The 15957-nt window shown below is 44.7% G+C and carries 20 protein-coding genes; all 20 read left to right on the top strand.

The features are described 5' to 3' along the window. The first annotated feature begins 1 nt into the window (after position 1). The 20 genes from ruvB (at position 2) to CHL1_RS12665 (ending at position 15890) form a co-directional block, all read left to right on the top strand. Positions 2-1066 carry a Holliday junction branch migration DNA helicase RuvB gene (ruvB, locus tag CHL1_RS12755; protein WP_070370499.1) on the top strand — a complete coding sequence of 355 codons (1065 nt, stop codon included), beginning with the start codon at positions 2-4 and terminating at the stop codon, positions 1064-1066. Further along, the gene (gene queA, locus CHL1_RS12750; RefSeq protein ID WP_070370500.1) at positions 1059-2084 is read left to right on the top strand and encodes a tRNA preQ1(34) S-adenosylmethionine ribosyltransferase-isomerase QueA; all 1026 of its coding nucleotides are present in this window, start codon (positions 1059-1061) and stop codon (positions 2082-2084) included. The genes ruvB and queA overlap by 8 nt, the downstream gene beginning before the upstream one ends. Before the next feature lie 289 nt (positions 2085-2373). Next, positions 2374-3495, top strand: a complete 1122-nt coding sequence (gene tgt, locus CHL1_RS12745; protein ID WP_070370501.1) for a tRNA guanosine(34) transglycosylase Tgt — start codon at positions 2374-2376, stop codon at positions 3493-3495. A gap of 18 nt (positions 3496-3513) precedes the next feature. Further along, the gene (yajC, locus tag CHL1_RS12740; RefSeq protein WP_228882821.1) at positions 3514-3894 is read left to right on the top strand and encodes a preprotein translocase subunit YajC; all 381 of its coding nucleotides are present in this window, start codon (positions 3514-3516) and stop codon (positions 3892-3894) included. 88 nt (positions 3895-3982) lie between these two features. Continuing rightward, positions 3983-4129 (top strand): six-cysteine ranthipeptide SCIFF, encoded by a 147-nt coding sequence (scfA, locus tag CHL1_RS12735; RefSeq protein WP_083837856.1) that lies wholly within the window; start codon positions 3983-3985, stop codon positions 4127-4129. 63 nt (positions 4130-4192) lie between these two features. Next, on the top strand, positions 4193-5542 hold the full coding sequence (gene scfB, locus CHL1_RS12730; protein WP_070370595.1) for a thioether cross-link-forming SCIFF peptide maturase: 1350 nt from the start codon (positions 4193-4195) through the stop codon (positions 5540-5542). A 361-nt stretch (positions 5543-5903) separates the two neighbouring features. Then, the gene (locus CHL1_RS18440) at positions 5904-5993 is read left to right on the top strand and encodes a Rho termination factor N-terminal domain-containing protein (protein WP_338078231.1); all 90 of its coding nucleotides are present in this window, start codon (positions 5904-5906) and stop codon (positions 5991-5993) included. Between the two features lie 237 nt (positions 5994-6230). After that, positions 6231-7652: a transcription termination factor Rho gene (gene rho / locus CHL1_RS12725; RefSeq protein ID WP_250933255.1), complete on the top strand. Its 1422-nt coding sequence runs from the start codon at positions 6231-6233 to the stop codon at positions 7650-7652. Between the two features lie 83 nt (positions 7653-7735). Further along, entirely contained in the window at positions 7736-7951 is a 216-nt protein-coding gene (gene rpmE / locus CHL1_RS12720; RefSeq protein WP_070370503.1) for a 50S ribosomal protein L31, read from the top strand. 79 nt (positions 7952-8030) lie between these two features. Then, positions 8031-8885 carry a peptide chain release factor N(5)-glutamine methyltransferase gene (prmC, locus tag CHL1_RS12715; protein ID WP_070370504.1) on the top strand — a complete coding sequence of 285 codons (855 nt, stop codon included), beginning with the start codon at positions 8031-8033 and terminating at the stop codon, positions 8883-8885. Positions 8886-8993: 108 nt separating this feature from the next. Beyond that, entirely contained in the window at positions 8994-9551 is a 558-nt protein-coding gene (gene efp / locus CHL1_RS12710; protein WP_148638733.1) for an elongation factor P, read from the top strand. Position 9552: 1 nt separating this feature from the next. Further along, positions 9553-9984 (top strand): CD1247 N-terminal domain-containing protein, encoded by a 432-nt coding sequence (locus CHL1_RS12705; RefSeq protein ID WP_070370506.1) that lies wholly within the window; start codon positions 9553-9555, stop codon positions 9982-9984. Positions 9985-10002: 18 nt separating this feature from the next. Next, positions 10003-10272 (top strand): Asp23/Gls24 family envelope stress response protein, encoded by a 270-nt coding sequence (locus CHL1_RS12700; RefSeq protein ID WP_250933253.1) that lies wholly within the window; start codon positions 10003-10005, stop codon positions 10270-10272. Positions 10273-10393: 121 nt separating this feature from the next. Further along, positions 10394-10810, top strand: coding sequence for a transcription antitermination factor NusB (gene nusB, locus CHL1_RS12695; protein WP_148638732.1), 417 nt, complete (start codon positions 10394-10396; stop codon positions 10808-10810). Further along, positions 10797-11768 carry a Kae1-like domain-containing protein gene (locus CHL1_RS12690; protein ID WP_070370508.1) on the top strand — a complete coding sequence of 324 codons (972 nt, stop codon included), beginning with the start codon at positions 10797-10799 and terminating at the stop codon, positions 11766-11768. Before nusB ends, CHL1_RS12690 begins: the two co-directional genes overlap by 14 nt. After that, positions 11768-12976: an exodeoxyribonuclease VII large subunit gene (xseA, locus tag CHL1_RS12685; RefSeq protein ID WP_070370509.1), complete on the top strand. Its 1209-nt coding sequence runs from the start codon at positions 11768-11770 to the stop codon at positions 12974-12976. Before CHL1_RS12690 ends, xseA begins: the two co-directional genes overlap by 1 nt. Then, positions 12976-13194 carry an exodeoxyribonuclease VII small subunit gene (gene xseB, locus CHL1_RS12680; RefSeq protein ID WP_070370510.1) on the top strand — a complete coding sequence of 73 codons (219 nt, stop codon included), beginning with the start codon at positions 12976-12978 and terminating at the stop codon, positions 13192-13194. Before xseA ends, xseB begins: the two co-directional genes overlap by 1 nt. Continuing rightward, the gene (locus CHL1_RS12675; RefSeq protein WP_070370511.1) at positions 13191-14087 is read left to right on the top strand and encodes a polyprenyl synthetase family protein; all 897 of its coding nucleotides are present in this window, start codon (positions 13191-13193) and stop codon (positions 14085-14087) included. The genes xseB and CHL1_RS12675 overlap by 4 nt, the downstream gene beginning before the upstream one ends. Before the next feature lie 90 nt (positions 14088-14177). Continuing rightward, positions 14178-15011 (top strand): TlyA family RNA methyltransferase, encoded by an 834-nt coding sequence (locus tag CHL1_RS12670; protein ID WP_250933251.1) that lies wholly within the window; start codon positions 14178-14180, stop codon positions 15009-15011. A gap of 6 nt (positions 15012-15017) precedes the next feature. Further along, positions 15018-15890 (top strand): NAD(+)/NADH kinase, encoded by an 873-nt coding sequence (locus CHL1_RS12665; protein ID WP_084633528.1) that lies wholly within the window; start codon positions 15018-15020, stop codon positions 15888-15890. Positions 15891-15957 lie beyond the last annotated feature (67 nt).

Here is a 15957-nt window from a genome sequence, read left to right as displayed (position 1 = left end):
CATGAAAGAACGAATCATCACCTCTGATTTTACGGAATTGGATGTTGAAATAGAAAAAAATTTGCGACCCCAGGGTCTGGATGAGTATATCGGGCAGGAAAAAGTAAAAAAACAGATGGGTATTTTTATCAAAGCTGCTCAGAAGCGGAAAGAAAGCCTGGATCATGTGCTTCTTTATGGACCACCGGGGCTGGGAAAAACCACCCTGGCCAATATCATCGCCCGGGAAATGGGGGTCGGAATCAAAACCACCTCTGGCCCAGCCATTGAAAAGGCTGGCGATCTGGCAGCCATTCTGACCAGTTTAAAAGAGGGCGATATCCTCTTTATTGATGAAATCCACCGGCTGCAGCGCTCGGTCGAAGAGGTGCTTTATCCAGCCATGGAAGACTATGCTCTGGATATCATCATCGGCAAAGGCCCGGGTGCCCGTTCGATCCGGCTGGAGCTGCCACCCTTTACTCTGATTGGTGCCACCACCCGGGTAGGCCTGTTAACCTCACCATTACGGGATCGTTTTGGAGTGATTCAGCGACTGGAATTGTATAATCCGGAGGAGCTGGCCACCATTATCCGCCGTTCTTCCGGCATTATCGGCATCGAAATGGATGACGAAGGGGCGATCGAACTGGCCATCCGCTCCCGGGGAACACCGCGTATTGCCAACCGCTTGTTAAAACGGGTTCGGGATTATTGTGAAATCGAAGGCCGGGGTATTATCGACCTCAAGACCACCCGGGAAGCCCTGGATCTTTTTGAAGTGGATGATGTCGGGCTGGATGAGATCGACCGGATTATGTTAAAAACCATCGTGGAAAAATTTGACGGTGGACCGGTCGGGATTGACACCCTTGCTGCTGCCATCGGTGAAGAAAAAAACACCATCGAAGAGGTGTATGAACCCTATCTGATTCAACTGGGTTTTCTTTCAAAAACACCTCGTGGTCGGATGATCACCAGCCGTGGTTATGCCCATTTGGGACTGGAGGACTATGTGAATGAGGCACAAAGTCCGCAGCAGCTAAAAATAAATTTCTATGACAATGAGGAAGGTATTGATGAATAAAACGGACTTTTATTATGATCTCCCGGATGAACTGATTGCCCAGTGTCCCCTGGAAAAAAGGGACAACTCCCGGCTGATGGTGATTAACCGGGAGAAGAATACCATTGAAGATCATAAATTTTTTGAGATTACTAATTATTTACGACCTGGAGATTTGCTGGTGATGAATAACACCAAGGTATTACCGGGACGGTTATTCGGGACCAGGGAAGATACCGGTGGAAAGGTGGAGATCCTGTTGCTGCGGCATCTGTCCCAGAAAGACTGGGAAATCATGGTCAAGCCAGGAAAACGGGCCCGGGTTGGGGCCCGGATTGTTTTTGGTCCCGAGCTAAAGGGTGAAATCACGGGAACCACCCAGGGGGGACTCCGAATAATCAGTTTTGAATATTCCGGTGTGTTTGAGGAAATCATTGACGAGATCGGCCTAATGCCGGTGCCGCCCTATATTCATGAAACCTTGACAGACAATAACCGCTATCAGACCGTTTATGCCAAGCGGGAAGGCTCGTCGGCAGCTCCTACCGCTGGGCTTCATTTCACCCCGGATCTGCTTTCGAAAATTGAAGCCATGGGGGTGGAAATTGCCGAGGTGACCCTCCATGTGGGCATTGGCACCTTTCGTCCAGTTAAATGTGATGTGATTGAAGAACATCATATGCATGAAGAATATTATGAGGTGCCGGAAGAAACAGCCAGGGCTGTTAAACGAACCAGAGAACGGGGTGGCCGGGTTATCGCTGTGGGGACCACCTCGGTGCGGACCCTGGAAAGTAATGCCAAGCTACATGATGGGGTGGTTACTCCTTACACCGGGGTAACGGATATTTTTATTTACCCGGGCTATGAATGGGAGGTGGTGGATGCTTTGATCACGAATTTTCATCTGCCAGAATCGACCCTGCTGATGCTGGTCTCAGCCTTTTATAACCGGGAAGCGATTATGAAAGCCTACCAAACGGCCATTGACTGGAAATATCGTTTTTTCAGTTTTGGGGACGCCTTGTTTATTGAGTAAAATAGGTAATTGCAAAACTGCCGTGAGCTTTGCGCCCAGTTTCGCACGAAACAATTTTTACACTGTACGGCGGACAGTTCGCTGTACTGTTCGCCTACACGTTACAAAATTGTTTTCGCGAAGGCAACGAGCCAATCACAAGCTTGCTTGTAGTTGGCGACTGCCCGCGAACAATAAGAAATTCGCATCGCAATTTCTTATTGTTGTGGAAACCGCACACAAAGCTATCATTGTTCGATGGTTTTTCATTTCGCAATTACCTATATTGAGTAAAAAATAGGAGAAAAGAATGAGCGAATTTCGTTATGAATTGATTAAGGAGTGTAAGGACACCGGAGCCAGACTGGGAAAGATCCATACCAAGCGGGGGGTTATCAATACCCCGATTTTTATGCCAGTGGGAACCCAGGCGACGGTGAAGTCCCTATCATCCGAAGATTTAGTGGAGATGGATGCCAATATAATTCTGGGCAATACCTACCATCTTTATTTGAGACCTGGCCAGGAGATTATGGATAAGGCTGGCGGGATCCATAAGTTTATGAACTGGAACCGGCCGGTGCTCACTGACAGCGGCGGCTTTCAGGTATTTTCTTTAAATGACTTAAGAAAGATCACCGAAGATGGCGTTGAATTTATTTCACACCTGGATGGCTCCCGACATTTTATGACCCCGGAAAAGGCCATTGATATGCAAAATTCCATCGGGGCCGATATCATCATGTGTTTTGACGAGTGTGCCCCGGCTGGTGCCGATTATGAGTATACCAAGAAATCCATGGAAATGACCACCCGCTGGGCGCGGCGTTGTAAAGAGGCCCACAAACGCCCCGAGGATCAGGCTTTGTTTGGGATTGTTCAGGGGGGGATGTTTGCTGATCTGCGGGCGCAAAGTGTAGAACAGCTCACTGACATCGGCTTTCCGGGTTATTCCATTGGCGGACTCAGTGTGGGGGAACCCAAAGATGTGATGTATAAGATGCTGGATGCCACCACCCCGCTTTTACCCAAAGATAAACCCCGCTATTTAATGGGGGTTGGTTCCCTGGATGCGCTGTTTGAAGGCACGATTCGGGGCATTGACATGTTTGATTGTGTGCTCCAGAGTCGGATTGCCAGAAACGGCACCGCTTTTACCAGTCATGGTAAGGTGGTGGTTCGGAATGCTACTTATAAGGAAGATTTTACACCGGTTGATCCTGAATGTGATTGTTTCGTTTGCCGAAACTACACCCGGGCCTACATCCGTCATCTCATTAAAACCAATGAAATTTTAGGGGCCAGGTTATTGACATATCATAATTTATACTTTACACTTGTAACGATGAAGAAAATTCGACAGGCCATAATGGATGACAATTTATTAGCCTATAAGGAAGCTTTCTTTGAGAAATTCGGTATAACTGAATAAAGATGAAGGAGAATGTGAATGTTTGGAATTGATTTTACATTAATTCTCCCGCTGATTTTAGTACTGGTGTTTTTTTATTTCTTTGTTTTACGACCACAGCAAAAACAGCAAAAAGAGATTAAAGAAATGCGATCCAGTATGAAACCAGGGGACGAGATTATTACAATTGGCGGATTTTATGGAATCGTCTATGCGATTGGTGAAGAAAATGTTACCATCGAGTTATTGCCAGATTATCATAAGGCGTTGATTACCAAATCGGCCATTGCCCGAATTGTCAATGTTGGGGACGCTGTTGTTGCAACAGAAGATGACAATTTTGAAGAGCTAGAAGATCTGGATAATGAAGAAATCGTTGTCGATGCTGAATTTGAAGAAATCGACGAAGACAAAAAATAAAGAGAACGGACCTGCACTCGGCGACCCGGATTTTAGCGGGTCTGTCGGTAATTGTCGGGAAAAATTATTTTTGAAGGGAGTGAACAATTTGAAGCACATTAAAATCATTAAAGAAGGTAAACTCACTGACGTGAAGAACAGAGGATGCGGGGAATGTCAAACTTCCTGTCAATCTGCCTGTAAAACATCCTGCACCGTAGGAAATCAAAAATGCAAACAAACGACTGAAAAATAATAAACAAGCCTGAAAGGGGCTGTCTCGTAAGAGATAGTCCCTTTTTTCATGATGGGAGAAAAAATGATACATAAATATAAAAAGAATGGTCTCAATATTGTTTTGGACGTGGATACCAGCACAGTACTGACGGTTGACGAACTGACCTTTGAAGTGCTGGATCACTATGAAGGTAAAACCAGAGCCGAAATCATTGCCAGCTTTCAAGAAAAATATTCAGTGACCGAACTCAATGAATGTCTGGATGAATTGGATGGTGTCAAAGCGGCCGGGCTATTGTTCCGGGAAATGAACTATCAACGGGAGAACTATGCCAATGAAGATTTGATCAAGGCGCTATGCCTGCATGTCGCCCATGACTGTAATCTGAAATGCGCTTATTGCTTTGCTGCGCAAGGTGACTTTGATGGTGAAAAACTGCTGATGCCGCTGGAAGTTGGCAAAAAAGCCATCGATTTTATCATCGCTCAGTCCAAAAACCGAAAAAACCTGGAAGTTGATTTCTTCGGTGGTGAACCGCTGATGAATCTGGATGTGGTTAAGCAATTAGTGGTATATGGCAAAGAGATGGCCGCTAAAAACGATAAGCAGTTCAAATTCACAATGACCACAAATGGGGTGCTGTTAAATGCCGAAACCCGGGAATATCTAAACGAAACGATGGATAATATCGTGCTTAGTCTGGATGGTCGTAAAGAAGTCAATGATCAGATGCGGCAAACGGTCAATGATCAGGGCTCTTTTGATGTGATTATCGACAACATCAAAGCGATGGCTAAAATGCGGGGTGATAAAGATCATTATGTCCGGGGCACCTATACACATCATAATCTTGATTTTGCCAAGGATGTTGAGTTTTTGGCGGCAAAGGGTTTTAAAAGCATTTCGGTGGAACCGGTGGTGGCCGAGGCAACTCACGATTACGCCCTGACCGAGTCCGATCTCCCCACTATCATGGCAGAATATGATGCGCTGGCCTTGTCTTACCTCACGCGTCATGAAGCAGGACTGCACTATAACTTTTTCCATTTTAATGTGGATCTCGATCATGGCCCCTGCGTTTACAAACGGCTGTCCGGATGTGGGGCCGGTAAGGATTATGTGGCCGTAACGCCGGAGGGGGACATTTATCCCTGTCATCAGTTTGTCGGCAATGAAGCATTTAAGATGGGGGATGTGAGTAATGGCATCACCAATGGCGAGATCAAAAAAATCTTCGATGCTGGCAACCTGCTAGAAAAAGAAGACTGTCAAAGCTGCTGGGCCAAATATTTTTGCGGTGGGGGCTGTCATGCCAATGCCTATAACTTTAACGGTACGATTATGAAACCTCATTTCGTCAGCTGCGAAATTGAGCGGCGGCGGGTGGAAAATGCCATTATGATTTCAATTATTGAAGGCGAACAGGAATAAGCGGTTAAGGTTTGCTTGGACTACCGTACCGATCAATGACCAAGGGGTCAGACCCTTGTTAATCTGTTGTTCGCTGCGGAATCGGACAGGCGATGCCGTGTCCGCTCCGATGCGTAGGGTCTGACCCCTAGGTCACAACATGATGTAACAATTGTCGGTACTAGGCCAGTTAGAAAACACCAAATAGTAATGTGTCACCTGGATTTTTTTGACAAGAATGGATATTTGTGGTAGATTAAGGTATCTACATTAAACAAACCTTCAGATTATTCTGCGACTTGAAGCATCATATCAGCACAGCAAAATCGAGAAAAATCATAACATTCATTCTAAAACCATCTACAACCCATGGAGGCACATATTGGAAAAGAAATCACTGGACGATTTAACGGTTGTTGAATTGCGTAAACAGGCGGAAAGTCTGGGTATCGAAAAAACCAGCCGCCTTTAAAAAAATTGAACTGATCGAGGCCATTGAAGAAAAATTGGAGTCCTCGGCAGAGCAATTGGCGCATCAACATCATCAGCATGAGATAAAGGAAAAAGAAGTATTGACAGACACTAACGAAATATCGGAAAAAAAGCAGCTGAAAAAAATAATCCAGAAAAACAGCTGGCCCAAACCCATTCGCGGATCACGAATGGGTCAAACGGCACCCGATCACCCTATTATAAGATTAAAGATTCCATGGATAATGTGGTGGTAGTGGAAGGGAATCTGGAAATTCTACCGGAAGGTTTTGGTTTTGTTAAAAACAAAGAGATGAAATCCAATGAGGAATTCGTCTATATTTCCGGTTCGCAAATCCAGAAATTCAAACTGGAAACCGGGGATGTCTTAAGCGGCAAGGTACGGCCGCCCAAAACTGGCGAAAAATATTCAGCGATGCTGTTTCTGGAAAAGGTCAACGGCACCAAAACGGCAGATATTATCCAGAAGATCAACAGTATGCTTTATGTTGATGACAAAAAGGATCGGGATCGCTTTAAAAATTCCCAGGAAGGAATCCTGGATGTTAACCCCGATGGTTTTGGATTTCTGCGAACCAACCATTATCTATCTGGCGACCATGATATATATGTTCCGGCCAATCAGATCCGACGATTTAATCTTCGGACAGGTGATAAAGTTGTCGGTAAGATTAAGATGTCCAGTGAGAATGAAAAGTTTGACGCATTGCTTTATGTCGAAACGGTCAACGGCGCTATTCCCGAAAAAATTGCCAATCGGCCTCGATTTGAACGATTGACACCAATTTTCCCAGAGCAGCGGATCACTCTGGAAACCACCCAGGATGTTGTGTCAACCCGGATGATTGATCTCTTTTCTCCGATGGGTAAAGGTCAGCGAGGACTGATTGTGGCCCCGCCGAAGGCAGGAAAGACGATTCTTTTAAAGGAAATTGCCAATGGCATCACCACCAATCACCCCGAAATCGAACTGATTATTCTGTTGGTCGATGAACGGCCGGAAGAAGTCACCGATATGAAACGATCGATCGATGCCGATATTGTCTATTCGACCTTTGATCAGCCCCCTGAAAATCACATCAAGGTGGCGGAAATCGTACTGGAACGGGGCAAGCGCCTGGTTGAACAGGGCAAAGACGTGGTGATCCTGGTTGACAGTTTAACCCGGTTAACCCGGGGAAACAATCTGGTGGTGTCGCCATCCGGGAGAACCTTGTCGGGGGGGCTCGATCCGGAAGCCTTATTCTTTCCCAAAAAGTTTTTGGGTTCGGCCCGGAATGTGGAAGAAGGTGGCAGTCTGACGATTCTGGCCACCGCTCTGGTGGATACCGGTAGCCGGATGGATGATATCATCTTTGAAGAATTCAAGGGGACTGGTAATATGGAATTGCATTTGGAGCGGGAACTGGCGGAGCGAAGGATCTACCCGGCCATCAACCTGAACCGGTCTGGTACCCGTCGGGAGGAAAAACTGTTATCCGCCGAAGAACTGAAAGTCAGCTTCGATATTCGCAAGCTTTACAAGGGCACTACGGTTTATGATCTCACCGATAAGATTATTTCGATTCTGGAACGCACCAAAGACAATGAAGCATTTATGAAAAAAATTATTGATAAATATAAGGCACAAAATATTTGATCTTTTAAGAAAAGTCTGATATAATATCACGGTTGATAAAATAACAATAAGCAATTAAATAAATAAGAAACGAGGTGGATTCGATGAAAGAAGGCATTCATCCAAATTACGGCAAATCAATAGTTAAGTGTGCGTGTGGAAATACATTTGAAACAGGTTCTATCAAACCAGAATTAAAAGTGGAAATCTGTTCAGTTTGTCACCCATTTTTCACTGGAAAACAAAAACTAGTTGATGCTGGCGGACGTGTTGATCGATTTAATAAAAAATACGGCATTAAAAACGAGTCAGCAGAATAAAAAAGAAGTCGGTTCTTGTAACCGGCTTTTTTCTTGTTCAGTTATGCACGGTTTTTTTGTTTTAAGTTGAGGTAGAAAAATGACCATCAAAGAGATTTTGGATTTTGGACGGCAGGCGCTGGCTCAGGCTGGAATCGAACATCCCGGTTTTGAGGCAGAAATTCTGCTTAGCAGAATTCTGGACACGGATCGGGTTTATTTTTATACCCATTCACAAGAAGCGGTGGATTTAAAACGAGAAGCACATTATCGTAGTGCGATAAAAAGACGGTGTCAATCAGAACCAGTCGCCTATATTCAGGAAAAGAAGGAATTTATGGGGATGGAATTTTTTGTCAACCGGGATGTTTTAATCCCCAGACCCGACACCGAGCCGATGGTGGAGTATCTGCTTAAATATTTACAGCTAAACTACCCCAAGGGTGCTAAAATTCTGGATCTGTGCACGGGCAGTGGGGCGATTGGCATTTCGATCAAGAAATATTTTAAGCAGGCCGACGTCAGTCTTAGTGATATTTCGGAGGCAGCACTGGCAGTGGCTCAGACAAATGCCAATCAATTGGCAAATGGGGATCTGACCTTGTATCATGGAGACCTATTTGCGGCAATCCCGCAAGGAGAAACCTTCCAGGTAATTGTTTCGAATCCGCCTTACATCAGTCGGGCAGAGATGGACCGTCTGGATCGGGGCATCCTTGACTATGAACCCTATATGGCACTGGATGGCGGTGAATCCGGTTTGGATTTTTATCGGCGGATCATTAGCGGGGCCCATTTGTTTTTAGAAAAAGATGGTCTTTTAGCCCTGGAAATAGGGGATCACCAGGCTGATGATGTAACTGATTTATTAAAAAATAATGGATATCGGGAGATTCAAACCATAATGGATCTCAGTGGTCAGATCCGGTGTCTGACCGGAAAAATATCTGTTTGATAACGAAGCGATAATAATAAATTGGGATGACGGTTCATAGAAATTGTGATAGAATGATAGTATTAAATTGAAAAAGAAAAAATTAACATATGCATATCGGAGGTTAACATGGTATCAGCAGGAGATTTTAAAAAAGGTGTAACGTTTGAAATGGATGGTCATACATTTACGATCATCGAATTCCAACACGTTAAACCAGGTAAAGGCGCCGCCTTTGTTCGAACAAAGATTCGAAATGTTATTACAGGAGCAGTGGTTGAAAAATCATTCAGCCCGACCGAACGCTATCCGAAAGCACAGGTTGAAACCCGTGAGATGGAATATTTATATGAAGATGGTGGTCTCTATTATTTCATGGATCTGGAATCCTATGAGCAGATCCCATTAAACTTTAATCAAGTTGAGGAAGCCCTAAAATATTTGAAAGAAAACGATATTGCGACAGTAAAGTCGTTAAAAGGCGTGGCATTTTCGGTAGCAGCCCCCAATTTTGTCGAATTGGAAGTTGTCAAAACCGATCCTGGCTTTAAGGGCGACACCGCAACTGGCGCCAATAAACCAGCAACGGTTGAGACTGGAGCAATTATCACCGTACCGCTTTTCGTGGAACAAGGTGATAAGATTCGTATTGACACCCGGACGGGTGATTATATGGAAAGGGTATAAAATGAAATATATTAATGAAAAAGTCGCTTATACCAAAGGACTGGTTGACGGTCTGGAGTTAGATCAGGCTTCTAACGAAGGCAAGGTTCTGGTTCAGGTATTGGATATTCTCGAAGATATTGTTGATGCCCTGGATGGCATTACCGAAGCTCAGGAAGAATTAGAAGAATATGTGGAAATGGTTGATGATGATCTTTCCGAGCTGGAAGAATTCATTCTCGATGAAGACTTCGGTGACGATGATGATTACGAATTTGACGAAGAGGAATATTATGAGATCATTTGTCCCGAGTGTGGCAATGTTTATATTACCGAATTTGAGTCGTTTGAAAATAACACCGTAGCGTGCCCGGACTGTGGCGCCCCATTTATCCTGAATGAAGAAATTTCATGCTGTGGCGAGGATGGTTGCGACTGTCATCAGGAAATCTAAAGAACATAGGTAACTAAGATGAAACTAGAAATGAAAAACAATCAGGCACCGAATATCAATGACGAAATGATCGCTTCGATTGTCAGCTTGGCGGCTACTGGCGTTAATGGTGTAGCACGTATTTCATTAAGAATCACCGATGAAATCATGGATAAACTCTATCTTGCCTCAACAATTAAAGGGGTCAAAATAGCCAGGGATCCGGAGGGTTTGCTGATTTGGGTTTACGTGATTACCGAACCAGGTGTCGACATTATCAAGGTTTCTAAAGCAATTCAAAAAAAGTAAAGGTTGCCGTGGAATCCATGGCCGGTTTTCAGGTAGCTGCAATTAATGTCCGAATAGAAGGTTCAGGCATCTAGGGGCGAAAGCCCCTTTTTTAGAATATTAGAATCAGAAGGAGAAGCGCATGAGTCGAAAAAAAGAACGGGAATATGCGTTAAAAGGGGTATTTCAATTAGATTTTCATCCGGAACCAGGAGATTTCACTGAAAGTATTGCATATTTTTTAGAGGATAATGAGCTCGATCTGACTTATGGAAAGACTCTGATCGATACGACCGAAGCTCATCTTCCAGAAATCGATGATATTCTCGATGACTATCTCAAAAGCACCTGGAAAATTGATCGCATTCCAAAGGTGGAAAAATCAATTCTGCGTCTGGCCATTTGTGAGCTGAAATATATGGACGAAAAAGTACCATTTGAAGTTGTCATTAACGAGGCAATAGAGCTCACAAAAAAATTTGGAGATGAGGATGGAAAAAATTACGTTAATGGTATCTTGAATAAAATCGTTAAGGATGAACTCAATGAGTGCCCTTAGCCTTGGTATCGATACCAGTAATTATACAACTTCGGTTGCCTTGGTAGACGAAAATGAAAACATGATTTATAACAAGGGCATCCTATTGGAAGTGAAGTCAGGAGAAAGAGGGCTTCGTCAATCGGATGCCCTTTTTCAGCATGTCCACCATTTGCCGATACTCCTTCAGGAGTTGCCCCGGGGCCGGGAAATCGAGATTATCTGTTATTCTGAGCGTCCCCGACCACTGTCTGATTCCTATATGCCAGTTTTCCGTTCGGGAGAATCACTTGCGTGTTCGCTGGCCGGGGTATTGGGGATAGAACGGCTGGCGGTGAGCCATCAGGAGAATCATATTCGGGCGGCCATTTATGGGAGCGGATCCCCAGATTTGGAAGCGATCTTTTGTGCGGTTCATTTTTCTGGTGGCACATCGGAAATATTGCTGGTTGAAAAAAAGACGATTGGTTATAAGTGCGACATTATTGCAACGACCCGGGATCTCAATGCCGGGCAATTGGTTGATCGGGTTGGGGTTCTGATGGGATGTGATTTTCCGGCAGGTAAGGCGCTGGAAGTACTGGCAAACCAGGTGAATCCGGCATCCTTTAACAGTAATGTTTTTATTTCTTCAACCATGAAGGATCTGGATTTTCACTTTTCCGGACAGGAAAATCAGGCCCGCCGCCTTTTGGAGACTGGTGTGGAACCGCCGGTAGTCGCTTATCTGGTGCTTAAAGCCATTGCCAAAACGCTCTCTAAAGCCATTGGCGGTTTGGCAAAAAAATATCCGTTTCAGTCGGTGCTTTTTTCTGGTGGTGTGATGTCCAATCAGATTATCAAAAAAATAGTGATTAACGAACTGCAAGCGACCGGACTGAAGCTTTATTTTTCGCCTGGGGAATATTCCCGGGATAACGCCGCTGGCAATGCTCTGATGGGTATGGATTATTATAAACATGCGAGGTACAGTCAGTGATGAAGGCAAAAATTCTCAGCGTGTCTGAGGTTAATCAATATGTTAAAACGCTTTTGGAGTCCAATAGTCTGCTAAAAAATCTGATAATCCAGGGTGAACTTTCCAATGTCAAGCGGGCGGCTTCGGGACATTTGTATTTTTCACTAAAGGATGCAGGTAGTAAAATTGATTGCGTGATGTTTAAAAATGTCGTTACGGGTCTTAAATTTCTGCCCAAAGAAGGTCTGAAGGTCACGCTTCGGGGGAGTCTGGGCGTGTATCTGCCCAGTGGTCAATACCAGATTACGGTACGTTCCATGGAACCCCAGGGATTGGGGGACTTGTTCCAGGCATACCTGGTATTAAAAGATGAACTGGCATCCAAAGGTTATTTTGATCGGGATCATAAAAAAAAGCTGCCAGAAATAATCAGCCGGGTAGGTCTGGTGACGTCACCGACAGGGGCGGCCATCAAAGATATAATTTCAATTATTAAACGCCGAAATCCGCTGATGGATATTGTCATTTATCCCAGTCTGGTTCAGGGTGACGAAGCGGCCGGAACGATAATTAAAGGGATTCAAGCCTTCAATACGGCCCGGTCTGTGGACGTGATTATTATCGGCCGGGGTGGCGGTTCCATCGAAGACCTCTGGGCATTTAATGATGAACGTCTGGCCAAAGCTATTTTTGAATCGGAGTTACCGATTGTTTCGGCGGTGGGGCATGAAATTGACTATACGATTGCCGATTTTGTGGCTGATTTACGAGCACCGACCCCTTCTGGAGCAGCAGAATTGGTAGCGGAAGAAACTCTGAGTATGATTCAGAACCTGGTTGCTCAAAAAAAAAGGCTGAGTCAGAGCATGGCAGCGACTATCGACAGAAACCGCCGACTGTTGTTGCAGATCAGAAAAGAGCTATTGCGTTATCGACCGCAGGAACGCATCGAAGAGAGACGTCTTTTTTTGGATATCATTAACGAACGGTTGGTTCGGGCGTTAATGGGGCAACTTAAAAGTGAGCGACAGCAATTGATCAATATTAAAACCCGGATTGAAGCCATGAGTCCGGTAAATGTACTTAAAAAAGGCTATGTTCGGGTGACGGATAACTATGACAAGTCCGTTGTTTCGGTCGCCGGTTTACAGGTTGATCAGCCGGTGACGCTCCACTTTGTGGACGGTCAGGCCAAAGCAAGGATTCAATCCACGAAGGAGACTAGATAATGGCAGTTAAAAAACTGAAAACAAAAATGAATCGTTTGGAGGCCATTGCCGAATTATTGGAAGGTGATGAGCTGGAAATCGAAGCATCCATGAAGCTTTTTGAAGAAGGAATGAAGCTCATTAATGAGTGTAACGCAGATTTGGACACCCTGGAAGGAAAAATAACCATCATGATTGATGGCGAAGAAAAAGAATTCGAGGGGAGTTTGGAGGTATGAGTGGGTTCAAAATTCAGCTAAGGGATCGGGTAGCAAGAATCAATGAGGAGCTTGGAAAAGTTTTTCAACAGAATCTGGATACACCAGAAGTAATTATCGAAGCCATGAAATATAGCCTGTTTGCCGGAGGAAAAAGACTGCGTCCGATGTTAATGATGGAAACCTGCCAGGCTCTTGAAGGGGATGTAGAGGTAATCAAGCCGCTGGCCATGGGGATTGAGATGATCCATACCTATTCGTTGATCCATGATGATTTGCCAGCCATGGACAATGATGATCTGAGACGGGGCAAGCCGACTAATCATAAGGTGTATGGCGATGCCATGGCCATTCTGGCTGGAGACGGGCTGTTGAATTATGCAGTTGAAATCATGCTACAGGGCACCCAGGGACTTACGGGAAGAGCGTTGACAAATTATCTTTGTGCCATGAAATGTATCATGGGGGCTTCCGGTATTCTGGGAATGATTGGCGGTCAGGTGGCCGATATCCTCAGTGAAGACAAGGTTATCGGGCTCGATGAAATGGACTATATCCATTTGCACAAGACGGCGGCCTTGCTGGAAGCCTGTGTCCAAAGTGGCTGTATTATCGCCGAAGCTGAACCAGCCACCCAGGGACGACTGATCAGCTATAGTCACCGAATTGGGTTGGCTTTTCAGATTGTTGATGACATTCTGGATATTGAAGGTAATGAGGCCGATCTGGGCAAACCCATCGGTAGTGACGAGAAAAATCATAAATCCACCTTTGTGTCACTCTACGGGTTGGAGGCTTCAAAAATCAGGGTTGACGAGTTGGAAGCGGAAGCCATCGAACTGCTTAGACCAATTGGCGAACGGACTGTTTTTCTTCAGGAATTAGCCAGCTATATCTGCCATCGCCGAAAATGAAATCCAAGTTTTTAGAATCACTCCAAAAGATGTTTAAGTTGGTTAAAAGATAATTGGAAAAAGGAAAAAGACCCATGAAAAGAGGAAAAATTGAAAGAACGTTTAGATAAATTATTGGTGAGCCTGAATTATTTTGATACCCGGGAGCGGGCTAAAAAAGCCATTATGGCCGGGTTAGTTCAGGTCAATGACCAGGTCAGGGACAAGGCTGGCGATCTGGTGGACACTGAGGCGATGATTCAGGTCAAGGGTAGCGATCTGCCTTATGTCAGTCGGGGCGGTTTAAAACTGGAAAAGGGACTGGCAGTCTTTGATCTGGAGGTGGCAGGAAAAGCCTTTATCGATATTGGCTCATCCACCGGAGGTTTTACCGATTGCTTGCTACAAAATGGTGCTACAAAGGTGTACGCAGTCGATGTCGGTTATGGACAGCTGGACTGGAAGTTGCGCACCGATTCCCGGGTTGTTTCCATGGAACGAACCAATTTTCGCTATTTGACAACCGAGAATATTTCAGAACTGGTCGATGGTACCGTGATGGATGTCTCATTTATTTCAATAACCAAATTGATTCCGGCGATCAAATTGTTTATGAAACCTGGAGCTCGGGGGATCTGGTTGATTAAGCCGCAATTCGAAGCAGGACGGGAAAGAATTGGTAAAAACGGTGTTATCCGGGATAAAAAGGTGCATGAATCGATTTTGCTTGAAGTGATGACTGCCATCGAAAAGCAGGGATTTTTGATCAAAGGTCTGGACTTTTCTCCGATACAGGGGCCTAAAGGCAATATTGAGTTTTTAGTTTTTGTTGAAAATACCGAACCCGAGATTGAGGGAAACTGGGCATCACTGATTCATCAAGTGGTAACCATCGCCCATGAAAGTTGCAAAAAAAGAAAGAACCCCAGGACGAATAGGATGTGAGTACGATTGGAAGCTGAATTTAAAAACTTTAAGGAAATCGGTATTTATCTCAACATGGATAAGCCGGACAGCCCTGCTTTGGCAGAAAAATGCATCGGTTATCTAATCCAGCACGGCTTTAAAATAGCCCTACTGGAAGGCCAGATAAAATATCCCCATGAATGTGTTATTTATTATCCTAAAAACCTTTTTTACCGAAAGCCGGATTGTATTCTGGTGCTGGGCGGGGATGGCACGCTTTTATTTGTAGCACGGAAAGTTTGTTTTTATTCGATACCAATTTTTGGCATTAATCTGGGTAAATTGGGTTTTCTTACCGAAGGCGAGGCGGGTAATTATGAAGAGGCGCTTAAGAATTTAACTTCTGGAGATTATTACATCGAAGAACGGATGATGTTAAGTTGCAGCATCAAAAAAGAAAATGAAAGCGCCTGCTTTTATATGGCATTAAACGATGTTCTAGTTAAGAGTCGGGGCTTTCGAATGATGGATATTGAAGCCCGGGCTAACGGCTCAACCATTGACAAATTTCGGGCTGATGGGTTGATTATCGCCACTCCCACCGGATCCACCGGTTATTCTTTGGCTGCTGGAGGGCCAGTGGTGTCACCCCAGGCGAGAGTGATGATTCTTAACCCGATCTGTCCCCATCGACTTCATGACCGATCTTATATTTTGCCGGAGGATGAGGTCATCAAACTGGAATTCGGAGATCGTGAAAAAGACATTATGGTTACCTTTGATGGACAGACCACCGTTTCGATTTCACCACAAGATGCGGTTAAGGTCAAAAAGGCCACCTATTGCACCCGGTTGATTCGGCTCAACCAGATGAGCAGTTATGACCGGCTACGAATCAAGCTTTCCAGTGAGTATTAAAAAATCAAAAGGCAAAAATAACTAACACGACAACAGGTGGCGATCTTGACAAAGCTTTGGAGAAAGA

The organism is Acetobacterium wieringae, from assembly GCF_023700225.1.
Lineage (GTDB): Bacteria > Bacillota > Clostridia > Eubacteriales > Eubacteriaceae > Acetobacterium > Acetobacterium wieringae.
Note: the sequence above shows the minus strand (reverse complement) of the source record. Positions and strands in the feature narration are given on the sequence as shown.